This window comes from Pseudomonas sp. MWU12-2345, from assembly GCF_023242385.1.
GTDB lineage: Bacteria > Pseudomonadota > Gammaproteobacteria > Pseudomonadales > Pseudomonadaceae > Aquipseudomonas > Aquipseudomonas gingeri_D.
On sequence record NZ_JALLJA010000003.1, the window covers coordinates 178766 to 195050 of the forward strand.

The 16285-nt window shown below is 63.5% G+C and carries 17 protein-coding genes; 2 read left to right on the forward strand and 15 right to left on the reverse strand.

Features of this window, described 5'->3' with window-relative positions:
- Window positions 1–96: 96 nt before the first annotated feature.
- A complete protein-coding gene (gene mobA / locus M5C71_RS09285; protein WP_248767683.1) occupies window positions 97–696 on the reverse strand; it encodes a molybdenum cofactor guanylyltransferase MobA in 600 nt (199 codons plus the stop codon).
- Between the two features lie 83 nt (window positions 697–779).
- Here mobA and moaB point away from each other — a divergent pair, with 83 nt between their 5' ends.
- Together moaB and glp are read left to right on the forward strand one after the other, a co-directional pair.
- The gene (gene moaB, locus M5C71_RS09290) at window positions 780–1319 is read left to right on the forward strand and encodes a molybdenum cofactor biosynthesis protein B (protein WP_017125903.1); all 540 of its coding nucleotides are present in this window, start codon (window positions 780–782) and stop codon (window positions 1317–1319) included.
- Between the two features lie 22 nt (window positions 1320–1341).
- The gene (gene glp / locus M5C71_RS09295) at window positions 1342–2529 is read left to right on the forward strand and encodes a gephyrin-like molybdotransferase Glp (protein ID WP_248767755.1); all 1188 of its coding nucleotides are present in this window, start codon (window positions 1342–1344) and stop codon (window positions 2527–2529) included.
- 155 nt (window positions 2530–2684) lie between these two features.
- On the opposite strand, the gene fnr is transcribed toward glp, so the two are convergent.
- From fnr to ccoO (M5C71_RS09365), 14 genes are all read right to left on the reverse strand, one after another.
- Window positions 2685–3419, reverse strand: a complete 735-nt coding sequence (gene fnr, locus M5C71_RS09300) for a fumarate/nitrate reduction transcriptional regulator Fnr (protein ID WP_103499328.1) — start codon at window positions 3417–3419, stop codon at window positions 2685–2687.
- A gap of 183 nt (window positions 3420–3602) precedes the next feature.
- Window positions 3603–4985 (reverse strand): oxygen-independent coproporphyrinogen III oxidase, encoded by a 1383-nt coding sequence (hemN, locus tag M5C71_RS09305; protein ID WP_103499329.1) that lies wholly within the window; start codon window positions 4983–4985, stop codon window positions 3603–3605.
- An 82-nt stretch (window positions 4986–5067) separates the two neighbouring features.
- Window positions 5068–5751 carry a sulfite exporter TauE/SafE family protein gene (locus M5C71_RS09310; RefSeq protein WP_100940583.1) on the reverse strand — a complete coding sequence of 228 codons (684 nt, stop codon included), beginning with the start codon at window positions 5749–5751 and terminating at the stop codon, window positions 5068–5070.
- Window positions 5744–5959 carry a cbb3-type cytochrome oxidase assembly protein CcoS gene (ccoS, locus tag M5C71_RS09315; RefSeq protein ID WP_103499330.1) on the reverse strand — a complete coding sequence of 72 codons (216 nt, stop codon included), beginning with the start codon at window positions 5957–5959 and terminating at the stop codon, window positions 5744–5746. Before ccoS ends, M5C71_RS09310 begins: the two co-directional genes overlap by 8 nt.
- A 193-nt stretch (window positions 5960–6152) precedes the next feature.
- Complete coding sequence (locus M5C71_RS09320; protein WP_248767684.1) at window positions 6153–8558, reverse strand: heavy metal translocating P-type ATPase; 2406 nt, start codon at window positions 8556–8558, stop codon at window positions 6153–6155.
- A 114-nt stretch (window positions 8559–8672) separates the two neighbouring features.
- Window positions 8673–9212 carry a FixH family protein gene (locus tag M5C71_RS09325; protein ID WP_103499332.1) on the reverse strand — a complete coding sequence of 180 codons (540 nt, stop codon included), beginning with the start codon at window positions 9210–9212 and terminating at the stop codon, window positions 8673–8675.
- A gap of 11 nt (window positions 9213–9223) precedes the next feature.
- A complete protein-coding gene (gene ccoG, locus M5C71_RS09330) occupies window positions 9224–10639 on the reverse strand; it encodes a cytochrome c oxidase accessory protein CcoG (protein ID WP_103499333.1) in 1416 nt (471 codons plus the stop codon).
- 346 nt (window positions 10640–10985) lie between these two features.
- Complete coding sequence (gene ccoP, locus M5C71_RS09335; RefSeq protein ID WP_103499334.1) at window positions 10986–11960, reverse strand: cytochrome-c oxidase, cbb3-type subunit III; 975 nt, start codon at window positions 11958–11960, stop codon at window positions 10986–10988.
- On the reverse strand, window positions 11957–12142 hold the full coding sequence (locus M5C71_RS09340; RefSeq protein WP_100940961.1) for a cbb3-type cytochrome c oxidase subunit 3: 186 nt from the start codon (window positions 12140–12142) through the stop codon (window positions 11957–11959). Before M5C71_RS09340 ends, ccoP (M5C71_RS09335) begins: the two co-directional genes overlap by 4 nt.
- A gap of 5 nt (window positions 12143–12147) precedes the next feature.
- A complete protein-coding gene (gene ccoO / locus M5C71_RS09345; RefSeq protein WP_103499335.1) occupies window positions 12148–12756 on the reverse strand; it encodes a cytochrome-c oxidase, cbb3-type subunit II in 609 nt (202 codons plus the stop codon).
- Window positions 12756–14198 carry a cytochrome-c oxidase, cbb3-type subunit I gene (gene ccoN / locus M5C71_RS09350; protein WP_247263295.1) on the reverse strand — a complete coding sequence of 481 codons (1443 nt, stop codon included), beginning with the start codon at window positions 14196–14198 and terminating at the stop codon, window positions 12756–12758. Before ccoN ends, ccoO (M5C71_RS09345) begins: the two co-directional genes overlap by 1 nt.
- 334 nt (window positions 14199–14532) lie before the next feature.
- Window positions 14533–15471: a cytochrome-c oxidase, cbb3-type subunit III gene (gene ccoP, locus M5C71_RS09355; RefSeq protein ID WP_152737002.1), complete on the reverse strand. Its 939-nt coding sequence runs from the start codon at window positions 15469–15471 to the stop codon at window positions 14533–14535.
- Window positions 15468–15665 (reverse strand): CcoQ/FixQ family Cbb3-type cytochrome c oxidase assembly chaperone, encoded by a 198-nt coding sequence (locus M5C71_RS09360; RefSeq protein ID WP_103499660.1) that lies wholly within the window; start codon window positions 15663–15665, stop codon window positions 15468–15470. Before M5C71_RS09360 ends, ccoP (M5C71_RS09355) begins: the two co-directional genes overlap by 4 nt.
- Window positions 15666–15668: 3 nt before the next feature.
- Entirely contained in the window at window positions 15669–16277 is a 609-nt protein-coding gene (gene ccoO / locus M5C71_RS09365; RefSeq protein WP_103499661.1) for a cytochrome-c oxidase, cbb3-type subunit II, read from the reverse strand.
- Between the last annotated feature and the right edge of the window lie 8 nt (window positions 16278–16285).

The window sequence follows — 16285 nt, forward strand, 5'->3', positions numbered from 1 at the left end:
AAAGGGTGTTTTTTGAGAATAGCGTTAATGGATGTCAGGGCCGATGGATTACAACACTGATTGAAGTTTCTGACGGATATAGGCTCAGCAAGTTCCTTATGAGGGTGCATCAGGCGAGTGATCCGGCGATTGCAGCAGTTCCGGGGTATTCAGATTGGCCAATCGGGGATCATCCGGCGGGCACTGCAGGGCCTGGGCCCGCAGTTGCAACATGACCTTGCGCGGACTGCGCTCGCCCAGGGCCCAGGCGCTGTCGAAGACTCCGGCGTGGGCAGTGGGGATCACACATAACAGCGGTTCCCAGTGTTCGCCCTGGCGCAGCATCAGCGGCCGGCTCGGATCGCGGCGAACGGCCTCGAGCATGGCCGTGAGCAAGGCGGCGTCGATTTGCGGCACATCGCAGGGCAGTACCAGCAAATGCCCATGGCGTGCCGCCGCGAGGCCCGCGCGAATGCCGGCCAGAGGGCCGGGAAAATCGTCGCTGTCGTCGCTCACCAGCCGGTCGGCATAGGCCGCATAGCGCTCCGGGTTGCGGTTGCAGGAGATGATCAGGTCATCGGTGAACGGCCGCGCCACGGCATGCAGATGGGCGATCAACGGTTGCCCGCGCCACTCCAGCAGGCCTTTGTCCTGGCCGCCCATGCGTTGGCCGCGACCGCCGGCCAGGAGCAGAATGGAAAAGTCGTTTACGGACATGGGCAGTGGTCTCGACAGCAGTGATCAAAAGGGAGGCTGTGATATAACACCGGGCTGTTCCTCCCTACAACTGGACCGAGCCTATGAAAGCCAAGGCTGATACACCTTTCGTACCGCTGAACATCGCGGTCTTGACCGTCAGTGACACCCGTACCTTTGAAACCGACACCTCGGGGCAGGTCTTCGTCGACCGCCTGACCGCCGCCGGGCACCGCCTGGCCGAGCGGGTGTTGCTCAAGGACGACCTCTATCGGATTCGCGCGCAGGTCGCTACCTGGATCGCCGAAGACGTGGTCCAGGTCGTGCTGATCACCGGCGGCACCGGTTTTACCGGGCGCGACAGCACCCCGGAAGCCGTGGCCTGCTTGCTGGATAAACAAGTCGACGGCTTTGGCGAACTGTTCCGGCAGATCTCCGTGGCGGATATCGGCACCTCCACCGTGCAATCCCGGGCCCTGGCCGGCCTGGCCAACGGCACCTTGGTCTGCTGCCTGCCGGGTTCGACCAACGCGGTGCGCACCGGCTGGGACGGGATCCTCGCCGAGCAGCTGGACTCGCGCCATCGCCCGTGCAACTTCGTCCCCCATCTGAAACAGGCGGCGCCTTGTGAATCCCGCGGGTAAGCCGGGCAAGCTCGGTGCCTTGATGCCGGTGGAAGTCGCCCTGGCCCGTCTGCTTGAACTGGCCGAGGCGGCGCCGATCCGTGAGGCGCAGCGTGTACCGTTGGCCCAGGCCGATGGGCGGGTGTTGGCCGAGGACCTGATTTCCGGTCTCGACCTGCCGCCCTGGCCCAACAGCGCCATGGACGGGTACGCCCTGTGCCTGGCCGATTGGCAGGGCGAGCCGCTGCCAGTCAGCCAGCGGATTTTTGCCGGGCAGGCCCCCGAGCCTTTGCAGCCGGGCACTTGCGCGCGGATCTTTACCGGTGCCCCGGTGCCGGCGGGGGCCGATTGCGTGGAAATGCAGGAAAACGTCGAGGTACTCGCCGATGGGCGGGTGCGCTTTATCGAAGCGCTGGTGGCTGAGCAGAATATCCGGCCCCAGGGCCAGGAAACCACGGTGGGCGAAGTGGTACTCACCGCCGGGACCCGATTGGGGCCGATCGAGCAGGGCTTGGCGGCGTCCCTGGGCTGTGCCGAGCTGAACGTGGTGCGGCGGGTGCGGGTGGCCGTGCTGTCCACCGGCGACGAGTTGATCGAGCCGGGCCAGCCGCTGGGGCCGGGGCAGATCTACAACAGCAACCGCGTGTTGCTGTGCAGCTGGTTGACGCGCCAGGGTTGCGAAGTGCTGGATGCCGGGATTTTGCCGGATGACCTGGAGGCAACCCGCCAGCGCCTGACGCAGTTGGGCGATGTCGACCTGATCCTGTCCACGGGCGGGGTGTCGGTGGGCGAGGCCGATTTCCTTGGCATCGCCTTGCGCGAGGCCGGTGAGCTGGAGCTGTGGAAGCTGGCGATCAAGCCGGGCAAACCGCTGACCTTCGGGCATTTTCGCGGGGTGCCGGTGATCGGCCTGCCGGGCAATCCGGCTTCGACCCTGGTCACCTTTGCGTTGTTGGCCCGGCCTTATCTGTTACGTCGCCAGGGCGTACAGGAAGTCCGGCCCTTGCAGTTCAAGGTGCCGGCCGGGTTTGTCTGGCCCAAGCCGGGCAATCGTCGTGAATACCTGCGCGGGCGCCTGGAAAACGGCCGGGCGATCATCTACCGCAACCAGAGCTCCGGCGTGCTGCGTAGTGCGGCGTGGGCAGAGGGTTTGGTCGAGGTGTTGGAGGAGAGCACCCTGGTGGAAGGTGACTGGGTCAACTTTATTCCGTTGAGCGAAGTGCTGGGTTAGTCCGGCAGGTTCATATGGTGGTCTTGAGGGCCTCTTCGCGGGCAAGCCCTGCTCCTACAGTGCGGTGTCGGACACAAGTCTGAAGCACGCACAAACCTGTAGGAGCAGGGCTTGCCCGCGAAGCTCTTGGCGTCCTCCAGAACGCCACAATCGCATCAGCCCTCCAACGACCCCCCCGCCAGCGCACAGAGCTGGATCGGGTCGAGGATATGCACTTCCTTGCCTTCGGCGGCGATCAGTTCATTGCTCTGAAAACGGGTAAAAACCCGCGAGACGGTCTCCACCGCCAGCCCCAGGTAATTGCCGATCTCGTTGCGCGACATGCTCAGGCGGAACTGGTTGGCCGAGAAACCCCGGGCACGGAAGCGCGCCGAAAGGTTGACCAGGAAAGTCGCGATGCGCTCGTCGGCGGTCTTTTTCGACAGCAGCAACATCATTTGCTGGTCGTCACGAATCTCCCGGCTCATCACCCGCATCAACTGTCGGCGCAATTGCGGCAGTTGCAGGGCCAGTTCGTCCAGGCGCTCGAAGGGAATCTCACAGACCGAAGTGGTTTCCAGCGCCTGGGCCGACACCGGATAGGTCTCGGTATCCATGCCCGACAGGCCGACCAGTTCGCTCGGCAAATGAAAACCGGTGATCTGTTCTTCGCCGCCGTCACTCAGGCTGAAGGTCTTCAGCGCCCCGGAGCGCACGGCATAGACCGAGCCGAACGTGTCGCCCTGGCGAAACAGGAACTCGCCTTTCTTCAGTGGTCGGCCACGCTTGACGATTTCGTCCAGCGCATCCATGTCCTCCAGATTCAGCGAAAGGGGCAGGCAGAGAGGGGCCAGGCTGCAATCCTTGCAATGGGCCTGACTGTGGGTGCGCAATTTCACTGGGTCGGACATTTCTTAAATCCTTGTGGGAGAACACACATAAGACGTAAGGGTAACCCAGCTAGGGTCGCTCAGGCCAGCCTGCGCCGAAATGGCGCACCCCTGCCGTGGGTGACCCCCCAAACTCGGATCCTGGGTTGGCGTGAGTGGCACCGCGCAGGTCCGGGGCCCGGCCGTGGCAAACCGATCGATCCTTCAGATCACCCGCGAGAAACGCTGGCGGTTCTGCTGTTCCAGATAGGCATCGAAGACCATGCAGACCGAACGCACCAGCAGGCGCCCGGCCGGCAGGACCGTGAGGCGCTGGCTGTCGAGTTCGATCAGGCCGTCCGCGGCCATCTCCGTCAGGCGTGGCCAGAGCGCGGCGAAATAACCGCCGAAGTCGATATTGAACTGGCGCTCGATATCGGCGAACTCCAGGCTGAAGTTGCAGATGATCTGCTGGATCACGGCCCGGCGCAGGCGGTCGTCGGCGTTGCACAACAGGCCCCGGCTGGTGGCCAGTTGCGCACTGGCGAGGGTGTTCTGGTACTGGTTCAGGTCACTGCTGTTCTGGCAGTAGAGGTCGCCGATCTGGCTGATGGCCGAGACTCCGAGGCCGATCAGGTCGCAATGGCCGTGGGTGGTGTAGCCCTGGAAATTGCGCTGCAGGGTCGATTCTTCCTGGGCAATCGCCAGCTCGTCGTCGGGCAGGGCGAAGTGGTCCATGCCGATATAGCGGTAACCGGCGGCGGTGAGTTGCTCGATGGTGCGGTGGAGCATTTCCAGCTTGTCGGCCGGCGCCGGCAGGTCATCGCTGTTGATCCGGCGTTGCGGCATGAAGCGCTCGGGCAGGTGGGCGTAGTTGAACACCGACAGGCGATCGGGTTGCAGGTTGATCACTTCGTCGACGGTACGGGCGAAGTTGTCCGGGGTCTGCTTGGGCAGGCCGTAGATCAGGTCGATATTGATCGAACGGAATTGCAGGGTCCGCGCCGCCTCGATGATCGCCCGGGTTTCTTCCAGGCTCTGCAGGCGATTGACCGCCCGTTGCACGTTCGGGTCGAGGTCCTGCAGGCCGATGCTGACCCGGTTGAAGCCCAATTCACGGAGCAGGCCCATGGTCGACCAGTCGGCTTCCCGTGGGTCGATCTCGATGCCGTAGTCGCCGGAATCGTCGTCCAGCAGGTTGAAGTGCTGGCGCAGGCAGCTCATCAGTTGTCGCAGTTCGTCGTGATTGAGAAAGGTCGGGGTGCCGCCGCCCAGGTGCAGTTGCTCGACTTTCTGCGCCGGGTTGAGGTGGCAGGCGACCAGCTGGATTTCCTGCTCCAGGCGTTGCAGGTAGGGCAGGGCGCGGCCGCGGTCCTTGGTGATGACCTTGTTGCAGGCGCAGTAGTAGCAGATGTTCGCGCAGAACGGCACGTGTACGTACAGCGACAATGGCCGCAGGGCCTTGCGGCTGTCACGCAGGGCGTGGAGCAGGTCGAAAGTGCCGACCTGGCTGTTGAACTGTACGGCCGTGGGATAGGAGGTGTAGCGCGGTCCCGCGATGTCGTAGCGGTGGATCAGGTCTGAGTCCCAACGAATGGCGTCGAGCATGCGGGCGTTCCCCCGGATTGGCTGCAATATCCGAAGTCTAGGGGCTGCGCCACTGGGCCATCTTGACCTGAATCAACGGCCGTTAGTGCCCCATCAACCAGTGCTGGTGCGGCCCCGGCAAGGTCCACAGGCCGAACAGGATCACCAGCAGGCCGCCGCTCATGCGCACGCTGCGTTTGCGCAGCACGGCGGTGACCCGCTCCGCCGCCAGCCCGGTGGCCAGCAGCACCGGCCAGGTGCCCAGGCCGAAGGCGAGCATCAGCAGCGCACTGTCGACGGCATTGCCCTGGCTCGCTGCCCAGAGCAGGGTGCTGTAGACCAGCCCGCACGGCAGCCAGCCCCAGAGCGCGCCCAGCAGCAAGGCGCGGGGCAGGCTCGACACCGGCAGCAGGCGGTTGGCCAGCGGCTGGATATGCCGCCACAGGCCGCGTCCCAGGCTTTCGATACGGGTCAGGCCGCTCCACCAGCCGGCCAGGTACAGGCCCATGCTGATCAACAGCAAGCCGGCGATCACCCGCAGAAACAGCGCCGCCGGGCTGCTGGCCACGGCCCAGCCGGCGAGGCCGATCAGCAGGCCGGCGCTGGCATAGCTGAGAATTCGCCCGAGGTTGTAGGCCAGCAGCAGGCGAAAGCGCCGGCTGCGTTGCTCCGGGGGAATCGCCAGGGTCAGGGCGCCCATCAGGCCGCCGCACATGCCCAGGCAATGACCGCCGCCGAGCAGGCCGAGAATCAGCGCCGAGACCAGCAGGGGCGCGAGTTCAAGCATGGGGTGGGGCCTTGTCGTGCTTGTCCGGGGTGGCTTTGCTTTCTTCGACGGCGGCGGTGTGGTTCGGGTCCTGGTCGTCGAACAGGATGCTGTGGGCCGGACCTTCGAGGTCGTCGTACTGGCCGCTGTCCACTGCCCAGAAGAAGATGTAGACGGCGATGGCCACGATCAGCAGCGCGGCGGGGATCATGATGTAGAGAGCTGGCATGGGAACTCCATGCCCGCGCGGCTCAGGCCGGCAACGGGCTTTGCTTTTTCATAATTTCTCACTTCCAGATCCCGTGAAAACGTAGCGAGCGAAGGAAAGGCAAGGCAAAAACAGGCGAGGAAGCGGAGTTTACTGACTGTAAATGAGCATTCCGAGCCTGTTTTTAACGCAGCATTTCCGAGCGCAGTAGTTTTCACGTGATCTGGCGGGTCAGGCGCAAGGCATTGAGCACCACGGTCAGCGAGCTGATGGACATGCCGATCGCGGCCCACACCGGGGTGACCCAGCCGAGGGCGGCGAACGGCAACATCAGGCCATTGTACAGGCTGGCCCAGATCAGGTTCTCGATGATGATCCGCCGGGTCCGCCGGGCCAGGCCGATGGCTTGTACCAGGGCGCCCAGGCGATTGGACAGCAGCACCGCGTCGGCGCTGGTCTTGGCCAGGTCGGTGGCCGTGCCCATGGCCACGCTGATATCGGCGGCGGCCAGGACCGGCACGTCATTCACGCCGTCACCGAGCATCAGCACCTTGTGGCCCTGGCTATGCAGGTCGCGCAGCACTTGCAACTTGTCGTCCGGGCGCAGGCCGCCCCGGGCTTCATCGATGCCCAGTTCGGCGGCGACGCTGGCGACCATCGGCGAGCTGTCGCCGGACAGCAGCAGCGTGCGCCAGCCCCGGACCCGGCAGGCTGCCAACAATGCGGGGGCGTCGTCCCGCAGGCGGTCGTCGAGGACAAACCAGGCCAGTGGCCCTTGGGTGTCGCCCAGCAGCAGCCATTGTCCGGCTTCGTCCGGCGTCGGCGGCAGCGGGCTGGCGCCGAGTTCGCAGACAAACGCCGCCTGGCCGATCCGCAGCAACTGCTCGCCGACCCGGCCCTCAAGGCCCAGGCCGGGGGTGCCGTGGACCTCTTCGGCGGCTTGCGGGGCTCGGCCGAAGGCGCGGGCAATCGGGTGCTCGGAACGGTTTTCCAGGGCGGCGGCGAGGCTCAGGCAGCGTTCGCTGTCCAGCTCGCGCAACGGGCGGATGGAACGCAGGGTCAGGCGGCCTTCGGTGAGGGTGCCGGTCTTGTCGAAAATCACCGTGTCGATCTGGTTCAGGCCCTCGAGCACGTGGCCGCGGGTCAACAGCAGGCCGAGCTTGTGCAGGGTGCCGGTGGCGGCGGTCAGGGCGGTGGGGGTGGCCAGTGACAAGGCGCACGGACAGGTGGCGACCAGCATCGCCAGCACGATCCAGAACGCCCGGGTCGGGTCCAGTTGCCACCAGATCAGGCCGATGACCGCTGCGGCGATCAGCGAGAACAGCAGGAACCACTGCGCGGCGCGGTCGGCGAGCTGCGCCAGGCGCGGCTTTTCGCTCTGGGCACGGTCAAGCAGGCGGACGATGGCGGACAGGCGGGTGTCCTGGCCGAGGGCCATGACCTCGACGGTCAACGCGCTTTCGACGTTCAGGGTGCCGGCGGTGACCGCATCCCCCACGGTGCGCGGTTGTGGCAGGTACTCGCCGGTCAGCAGGGATTCGTCGATGCTCGACTGGCCGTCGATAATCCGCCCGTCAGCCGGCAGCACGGCACCGGGATGCACCAACACCCGCTCCCCCAGGCGCAGTTCACTGAGCAGGATGCGTTCGCTCTGGCCGTCGGCTCCCAGGCGCAGGCAGGACGCGGGTAGCAGGTTGACCAGTTGCGCGGTGGCGGCGGCGGTGCGTTCGCGGGCGCGGCGTTCCAGGTAGCGGCCGGCCAGCAGGAACAGGGCGAACATGCCCACGGCGTCGAAATAGAGTTCGCCGACCCCGGTAATCGCGGTCCAGATCCCGGCGAAGTAGGCGCTGCCAATGGCCAGCGAGACCGAGACATCCATGGTCAGATGGCGGGTGCGCAGGTCGCGAAACGCACCGCGAAAGAACGGCGCACAGCTGTAGAAGACGATGGGTGTGGTCAGGAACAATGCGACCCAGCGCAGGATGGTGTGCAGTTCCGGACTGAGGTCGATATTGAATTCCGGCCAGGTGGCCATGGTCGCCATCATCGCCTGGAACCACAGCAGGCCGGCCAGGCCCAGTTGGCGCAGGGATTTGCGGTTTTCGCTGGCGAGCTGTTCGCTGGCCTGGTCGGCCTGATAGGGGTGCGCGGCGTAGCCGATATGGCGCAGTTCGCCGAGGATCTGGCTCAGCGGCAGCTGGCTGTCGGCCCAACGCACCTGCAGGCGGTGATTGGACAGGTTCAGCCGCGCCTCGGCCACGGCGGGCAGGCCAAGCAGGTGTTTCTCGATCAGCCAGCCGCAGGCGGCGCAACTGATGCCCTCCATCAGCAGGGTCGCTTCGGCGAGTTCGCCGTCATGGCGGACAAAGGGTTTTTGCACGTCGCTGCGGTCGTACAGCGCCAGTTCGTCCACCAGTTGCACCGGCAGGCTTTCGGGGTTGGCCGAAGTTTCGCTGCGATGGCTGTAATAGTGTTCCAGGCCACCGGCAACAATCGCCTGCGCCACCGCCTGGCAACCCGGACAGCAGAACTCGCGGGGCTCGCCCAGGACGACAGCGGTGAAGCGACTGCCGGAGGGGACGGGCAGGGCGCAGTGGTAACAGGGTGTCGGGGTTGTCATAGGCGCCATCGGTCACTGTAGGAGCCGGCTTGCCGGCGATGGGCCCTTGAACCTGGCATTGCCTGTTCGGACGCCAACGTCGGCAAGCCAGCTCCCACAGAAGCGGGATCGTATTTATTTGCTCTGTTCTTCAGCGCCTTGCAGCGGCTCATCGCCCAGCTTCAGGTCCTTGTCCTGGCTGATCTGCTCCTCTTCGAACATGCGCCAGGTCTTGTCGCCTTCGACCCCCAGCAACTCGACAAAGCGCCGGCCTTCGATCTTGTCGGCCAGTTGCCCGATATAACGCCCCGGTTCGCTGGCGCTGCGGTTCAGGATGACCTTGCGGTCCTTCTCCGGCTGGGTCGGCGAGATCAGGTTCAGCTCGACACTGGCCGGCTGGCTGTTGCCCAGCAGGCGCAGGTCGACCTCACCGGTGACTTCGTCCAGATGCACGCTGGCATGCAGCTTCAGGCTCTGGGCGAGCAGTTCGCGGTCCAGGGAGCGGTTGATGCCCTTGCCGGCCTCGTAGTAGTTGTCGTTGACCAGGTTGTCCGGGTTCTTCACCGCAATGGTCACCATCGACAGGGTCAGGGTCACCGAACAGGCCATGATCCCGATCAGGATCCAGGGCCAGAGGTGCTTGTACCAGGGGCTTGCGGCGGTTGCTGCGGGCATCGTGTCGTTCCTTAACGGATTTGCGGGCCGATGAATCGGCTCTTGGCTTCAATATGAACGCTGTCGTCATCGGCATCGCGCAAGGTGAATTTCACCTCGTTGGTACTCGACGGCAGTTGCTCGGGGGCGCTGGACAGTTCCATCGGCATGCTGAATATCTCGCCGGCGGCCACGTGGATTTCGCGCTTGCCCTGGAGTTTCAGGTCGGGCAGTCCGCTGGCGTCCAGGACATAGGTATGGTCGCGCTGATCCTTGTTCATGATCTTCAGGCTGTAGACGTTTTCGATCCGCCCTTCGGCGTTCTCGCGGTACAGCACGCGGTCCTTGCTGACGTCGAAACCCACCAGCGGACGCATGAAGAACGCCGTCACCAGCAGGCCGATCATGGTCAGCAGCACCAGTGCATAACCGATCAGGCGTGGCCGCAGCTTATGGGTTTTCTGCCCGGAAAGGTTGTGTTCGGTGGTGTAGCTGATCAGCCCGCGGGGGTACTGCATCTTGTCCATGATGCTGTCGCAGGCGTCGATGCAGGCGGCGCAGCCGATGCACTCGATCTGCAAGCCGTCGCGAATGTCGATACCGGTGGGGCAGACCTGCACGCACATCGTGCAGTCGATGCAGTCGCCCAGGCCCTGGGCCTTGTAGTCGACGCCTTTCTTGCGCGGACCCCGCTCTTCGCCCCGGCGCGGGTCGTAGGAGACGATCAGCGTGTCCTTGTCGAACATCACGCTCTGGAAGCGCGCATAGGGGCACATGTAGATGCACACCTGTTCGCGCAGCCAGCCGGCGTTGCCGTAGGTGGCGAGGGTGAAGAAGCCGACCCAGAAGTACGACCAGCCATCGGCCTCGCCGGTGAAGAAGCTGATGACCAGTTCGCGAATCGGCGAGAAGTAGCCGACAAAGGTCATGCCGGTGACAAAACCGATCAGCAGCCACAGGCTGTGCTTGGCGAATTTGCGCAGGAATTTGTTGGCGCCCATGGGCGCCTTGTCCAGCTTGATGCGCTGGTTGCGGTCGCCTTCGGTGACCTTTTCACACCACATGAAGATCCAGGTCCAGACGCTTTGCGGACAGGTATAGCCGCACCAGACCCGTCCGGCATAGACGGTAATGAAGAACAGGCCGAAGGCGGCGATGATCAGCAGACCCGAGAGCAGGATGAAGTCCTGGGGCCAGAAGGTCGCGCCGAAGATGAAGAACTTGCGTTCGGGCAGGTTCCACCACACGGCCTGGTGACCGCCCCAGCTCAGCCACACGGTACCGAAGTACAGCAGGAACAGGCCGGCCCCCCCCACCATCCGCAGGTTGCGGAACAGGCCGGTGAAGGCACGGGTGTAGATTTTCTCTCGCGAAGCGTAGAGGTCGACAGTTGCATTGGCGGGTTTGGCAGGTGGCGTGACGTCGTGTACCGGAATCTGCTTGCTCATTATTGCGTCCCACGGCTGGGGGAAATGCCTCGGTCAGTACGTGCCGACCGCGATCGGAAAGAGTAGTGCAATGGCGCAATGATACGCCCGTCCCTGCGCTCCAAGGGTGCGACCTTTGGTCGCGTTGGGTCTGCGCTCAGTATGGTGTAGCAGATGTAACAAAGCATGATCCAAGTCAATTGACTATAGATGATTGATCGTGAGTGGGGGCGGATTGGCGCCGGCTATGGCGATCTCTGATCCGCCGACCCGTGGGGTGTTTCCTGCGTGTGGAAAGCGGCCGCGCGTAATGAAAACGGCCCCGCCAGTTATGCTGGTGGGGCCGTCGGGGGTTGCTCAAACTGGCTTATTCAGCAGGTTTGTTATCACCGTGGGACAGGCTGTAGACATAGGCGGCGAGCAAGTGAACCTTGTCGTTGCCCTGCAACTGCGCCTGGGCCGGCATCTGCCCTTGGCGACCATAACGGATGGTCTGTTGCAACTGCGCGAAGCTTGAACCGTAGATGAACGCCGCCGGGTGCGTCAGGTTCGGCGCGCCCATGGCCGGGGTGCCTTTACCTTCAGGACCGTGGCAGGCCACGCAGTTGGTGGCGAAGAGTTTCTGCCCCGCCACCGGATCGGCCTTGGCGCCTTCCGGCAGCTTGCGCCCATCCAGATTGGTCAGCACGAACGAGGCGACATCGGCCACGCCCTGCTCACCGATGACTTCGGCCCAGGCCGGCATCACCGCGTGGCGACCGCCCATGATGGTGGTCTTGATGGTTTCCGGTTCACCGCCCCAGCGCCAGTCTTCGTCGGTCAGGTTGGGGAAGCCGTAGGCGCCCTTGGCGTCGGAACCGTGACACACCGAGCAGTTGGAGGCGAACAGCCGTGCGCCCATCTTCAGCGCCAACGGGTCCTTGGCCACGTCCTCGATGGGCATGGCCGCGTACTTGGCGAAGATCGGCCCGAACTTGGCATCCGAGCGGGCCATTTCCTTTTCCCACTCGTGCACGCCGGTCCAGCCGGTCTGGCCGTTGGCGAAGGCGGTCTGCTTATCGTTGTCGAGGTAGGCGTAGCCGGGCAGCAGGCCTTTCCAGTTGCCCAGGCCCGGGTACAGGACCAGGTAACCGAGGGCGAAGATGATGGTGCCGACGAACAGCATGAACCACCATTTGGGCAGCGGGTTGTCGTATTCCTCGATACCGTCGAAGGAGTGGCCAACCGTCTCCTCGGTCTGATCGGCGCGCTGTCCCTTGCGGGTGGATAGCAGCAGCCAGGTCAGGGCGAAGATGGTACCCAGAGTGAGGACTGTGACGTACAGACTCCAGAACATAGTCATTCTTTATTACTCCTAGACGCTTTTTCGACCTGCTTGATGGCTTCGGGGTCATCCGCGAAAGGCAACAGGGTTGCATCCTCGAATTCCGATTTGCGCCGTGGGCTGAACACCCACAGCGCCAGGCCGATAAAGGCCACCATCACCACCAGGGTGCCCAGGCCACGAATCATCCCGATATCCATCCAGATCACCGTTTGCTTTTGATGATGGTGCCCAGGCCCTGCAAGTAGGCCACCAGCGCGTCCATTTCGGTCTTGCCCTTCACGGCATCCTTGGCCCCGGCGATGTCTTCGTCGGTGTAAGGCACGCCGAGGGTGCGCAGGACTTCCATTTTCTTCGCCGTGTCCTTGCCGTCGAGCCTGTTTTCCACCAGGAACGGATAAGCCGGCATTTTCGATTCGGGCACCACGTTGCGCGGGTTGTACAGGTGCGCGCGGTGCCAGTCATCGGAGTAACGCCCGCCGACCCGGGCCAGGTCCGGCCCGGTGCGCTTGGAACCCCAGAGGAACGGGTGGTCCCAGACGCTTTCACCGGCTACAGAATAGTGCCCGTAGCGTTCGGTCTCGGCGCGGAACGGGCGGATCATCTGCGAGTGGCAGCCGACACAACCGTTGGCGATAAAGATGTCACGGCCTTCCAGTTCCAGTGCCGGGCGTGGCTTCATGCCTTCGACCGGCTTGTTGGTGACGTCCTGGAAGAACAACGGGACGATCTGGGTCAGGCCGCCGATGCTCACGGCGATGACCATCAAGAAGGCCAGCAGGCCGATATTCTTCTCGACTACTTCGTGCTTCATCAGTGAGCTCCAACGACAGCGATCTGAGCGGCGGCTTCAGCTTCAGCCGGGTCCGAGGCGCGAACGGTACGGAACACGTTGTAGGCCATGAGCAGCATGCCGCTGGCGAAGAACGCACCGCCGATGGCGCGTACGATATAGCCGGGGTGGCTGGCCTGCAGGGCTTCGACGAACGAGTAGGTCAGGGTGCCGTCGTCGTTGATCGCGCGCCACATCAGGCCCTGGGTGATGCCGTTGACCCACATCGAGGCGATATAAAGCACGGTGCCGATGGTGGCGAGCCAGAAGTGTGCGTTGATCAGGCCGACGCTGTGCATCTGCGGACGCCCGAAGATTTTCGGGATCATGTGGTACAGCGAGCCGATGGAGATCATCGCCACCCAACCCAGGGCCCCTGCGTGCACGTGACCGATGGTCCAGTCGGTGTAGTGGGACAGCGAGTTGACGGTCTTGATCGCCATCATCGGCCCTTCGAAGGTCGACATGCCGTAGAACGCCAGGGACACCACCAAAAAGCGCAGGATCGGGTCGGTGCGCAGCTTATGCCAGGCGCCCGAGAGGGTCATCATGCCGTTGATCATGCCGCCCCAGCTCGGTGCCAGGAGGATGATCGACATCGCCATGCCCAGGGACTGGGCCCAGTCCGGCAGGGCGGTGTAGTGCAGGTGGTGGGGACCGGCCCAGATGTACAGGGTGATCAGCGCCCAGAAGTGCACGATGGACAGGCGATAGGAGTAGATCGGCCGCTCGGCCTGTTTCGGCACGAAGTAGTACATCATCCCCAGGAAGCCGGTGGTCAGGAAGAAGCCCACGGCGTTGTGGCCGTACCACCACTGGATCATCGCGTCGGTTGCCCCGGCGTAGGCCGAGTAGGACTTGAAGAAACTCACCGGCAGCGAGATGTGGTTAACGATGTGCAGCATCGCGGTGACGAGGATGAAGGCCCCGTAGAACCAGTTGCCGACATAGATGTGCTTGGTCTTGCGCTTGACGATGGTGCCGAAGAACACCAGGGCGTAGACCACCCAGACAATCGCCAGGAGGATTGCCAGCGGCCATTCCAGTTCGGCGTATTCCTTGGTGGTGGTGTAACCCAGGGGCAGGGTGATCCCGGCACCGACGATCACCGCCTGCCAACCCCAGAAGTGGAAGGCCGCGAGGCCGTCGGAGATCAGTCGTACCTGGCAGGTTCGCTGCACGACATAGTAAGAGGTGGCAAACAACGCACAACCACCGAAGGCGAAGATCACCAGGTTGGTGTGCAGCGGGCGCAGGCGTCCAAAACTCGTCCAGGGCAGGCCGAAATTCAACTCCGGCCAGACCAGTTGCGAGGCGATGAAGACACCGAGCCCCATGCCAAGGATCCCCCAGACCACCGTCATGATGGCGAACTGGCGGACTACCTTATAGTTATAAGCAGTCGGACTGATTGCTGTGCTCATTCTAAGGTTCCACGGTTTAGGTATATTTATTAGGGGTGAAAATCGCCCGCAAGTATGGATAAAGCCCAGGGTCATTGCAACGCGGCATGACCTGGGTCAATACCGTGCGACGCTGATTCTGCGGCCTTTCCATGCTCGGTGTAAGGTCAAAACGCGCCCTCGAAAAGGCCGGAATCGTCCGGCAGGCGAGGGGATGCGGTTTGATCGAAGTGAGCAAAGCTTAGTACCGATTCCCGGGAGTGGGTAGGCGGACTAAAAGAGAGGTGCGACATTGGGTCGCGTACAGGCGGGGAACTGTCGCATCCTGATCGATGCGACAGGAAATATCCGGTGGTTATTGGGCTTTGTTTTCTCCTTGACCGCCATGGGAGAGGCTGAACACGTAAGCGGCCAGCAACTGCACCTTATCGTTGCCGAGCAGTTCGCTCTGGGCCGGCATCTGGCCCTGGCGGCCGTGGCGGATGGTCTGCTGCAATTGCACCAGGCTGCTACCGTAGATAAAGCCGGAAGGCTGGGTCAGGTCGGGGGCGCCCATGATCTGGCTGCCCTGGCCGGTGGCACCGTGGCAGGCGATGCAGGTGGTGCTGAAGGTTTGCCGGCCCGCCGCCAGGTCCGCCGTGGAATCCTGCGCCAGCGGTAGCTTGGCCAGGTCGTGACGGACATAGGCCGCGACGTTCTTCACCCCGTCCTCACCGAGGATTTCGCCCCAGGCCGGCATGGCCGCGATGCGTCCGCCCATGATGGTGGTCTTGATCGTGTCGGCACTGCCGCCCCAGCGCCAGATCTCGTCGGCGAGGTTGGGGAAACCGTAGGCGCCCTTGGCGTCCGAGCCATGGCACACCGCGCAGTTGGAGGCGAACAGGCGTCCGCCCATTTTCAGCGCTTGCGGGTCCTTGGCTACTTGTTCCACGGGCATGGCCGCGAATTTGGCGAAGATCGGTCCGAACTTGGCATCGGCCTTGTCCATTTCCTTTTCCCATTCGTGGACGCCGGTCCAGCCGTTCTCGTAGCCGGGCAGGATACCTTTCCAGTTGCCCAGGCCGGGGTAGAGGATCAGGTAGCCGACGGCAAACACCAGGGTCCCGGCGAACAGCATGAACCACCACTGCGGCAACGGGTTGTCGTACTCCTCGATGCCGTCGAAGCTGTGGCCCATGGTCTGGTCGACGCTGCCCTTGGTTTCACCCTTGCGTGTGCCGATCAGCAACCAGGTCAGGCCGATCAGGCTGCCGATGGTCAGTACGCAGATATACGCACTCCAGAAGGTGGTCATGGCCGGGTGCTCCTTGTTGCAGTGGGATCTTCAGGGGGGGCGGGAAGCGGCTCGTCATCGGCGAAGGGCAGCATGCAGGCTTCGGCGAACTCGGAAGTACGCTTGGCGTTGAACACCCAGAGGGCCAGGCCGATAAAGGCGATGAACACCACCAGGGTGCCGAGGCCGCGGATCATTCCGCTACTCATGTCCATGACTCACCTCTTGCTCTTGATCGAAGTGCCGAGCACTTGCAGGTAGGCGACCAGGGCGTCCATTTCGGTCTTGCCCTTCACGGACTCCCTGGCCCCGGCGATATCGTCGTCGGTGTAGGGCACGCCCAGGGTGCGCATCGCCCGCAGCTTGGTTTCGGTCAGGCTGTTGTCCAGCGGGTTGGCCACCAACCAGGGGTAGCCCGGCATTTTCGATTCCGGGACCACGTTGCGCGGGTTGTACAGGTGCGCGCGGTGCCAGTCTTCCGAGTAGCGCCCGCCGACCCGGGCCAGGTCCGGTCCGGTGCGCTTGGAACCCCAGAGGAACGGGTGGTCCCAGACGCTTTCACCGGCCACCGAGTAGTGCCCGTAGCGTTCGGTCTCGGCACGGAATGGGCGGATCATCTGCGAGTGACAGCCGACGCAGCCTTCGCGGATGTAGATATCGCGGCCTTCCAGTTGCAGTGCGGTGTAGGGCTTCATGCCTTCCACCGGCTTGTTGGTGACATCCTGGAAAAACAGCGGAACGATCTGGGTCAGGCCGCCGATGCTCACGGCCAGTACCATCAGCAGCATCAGCAGGCCGACGTTCTTTTCAATCACTTCGTGTTTCATGACGAACT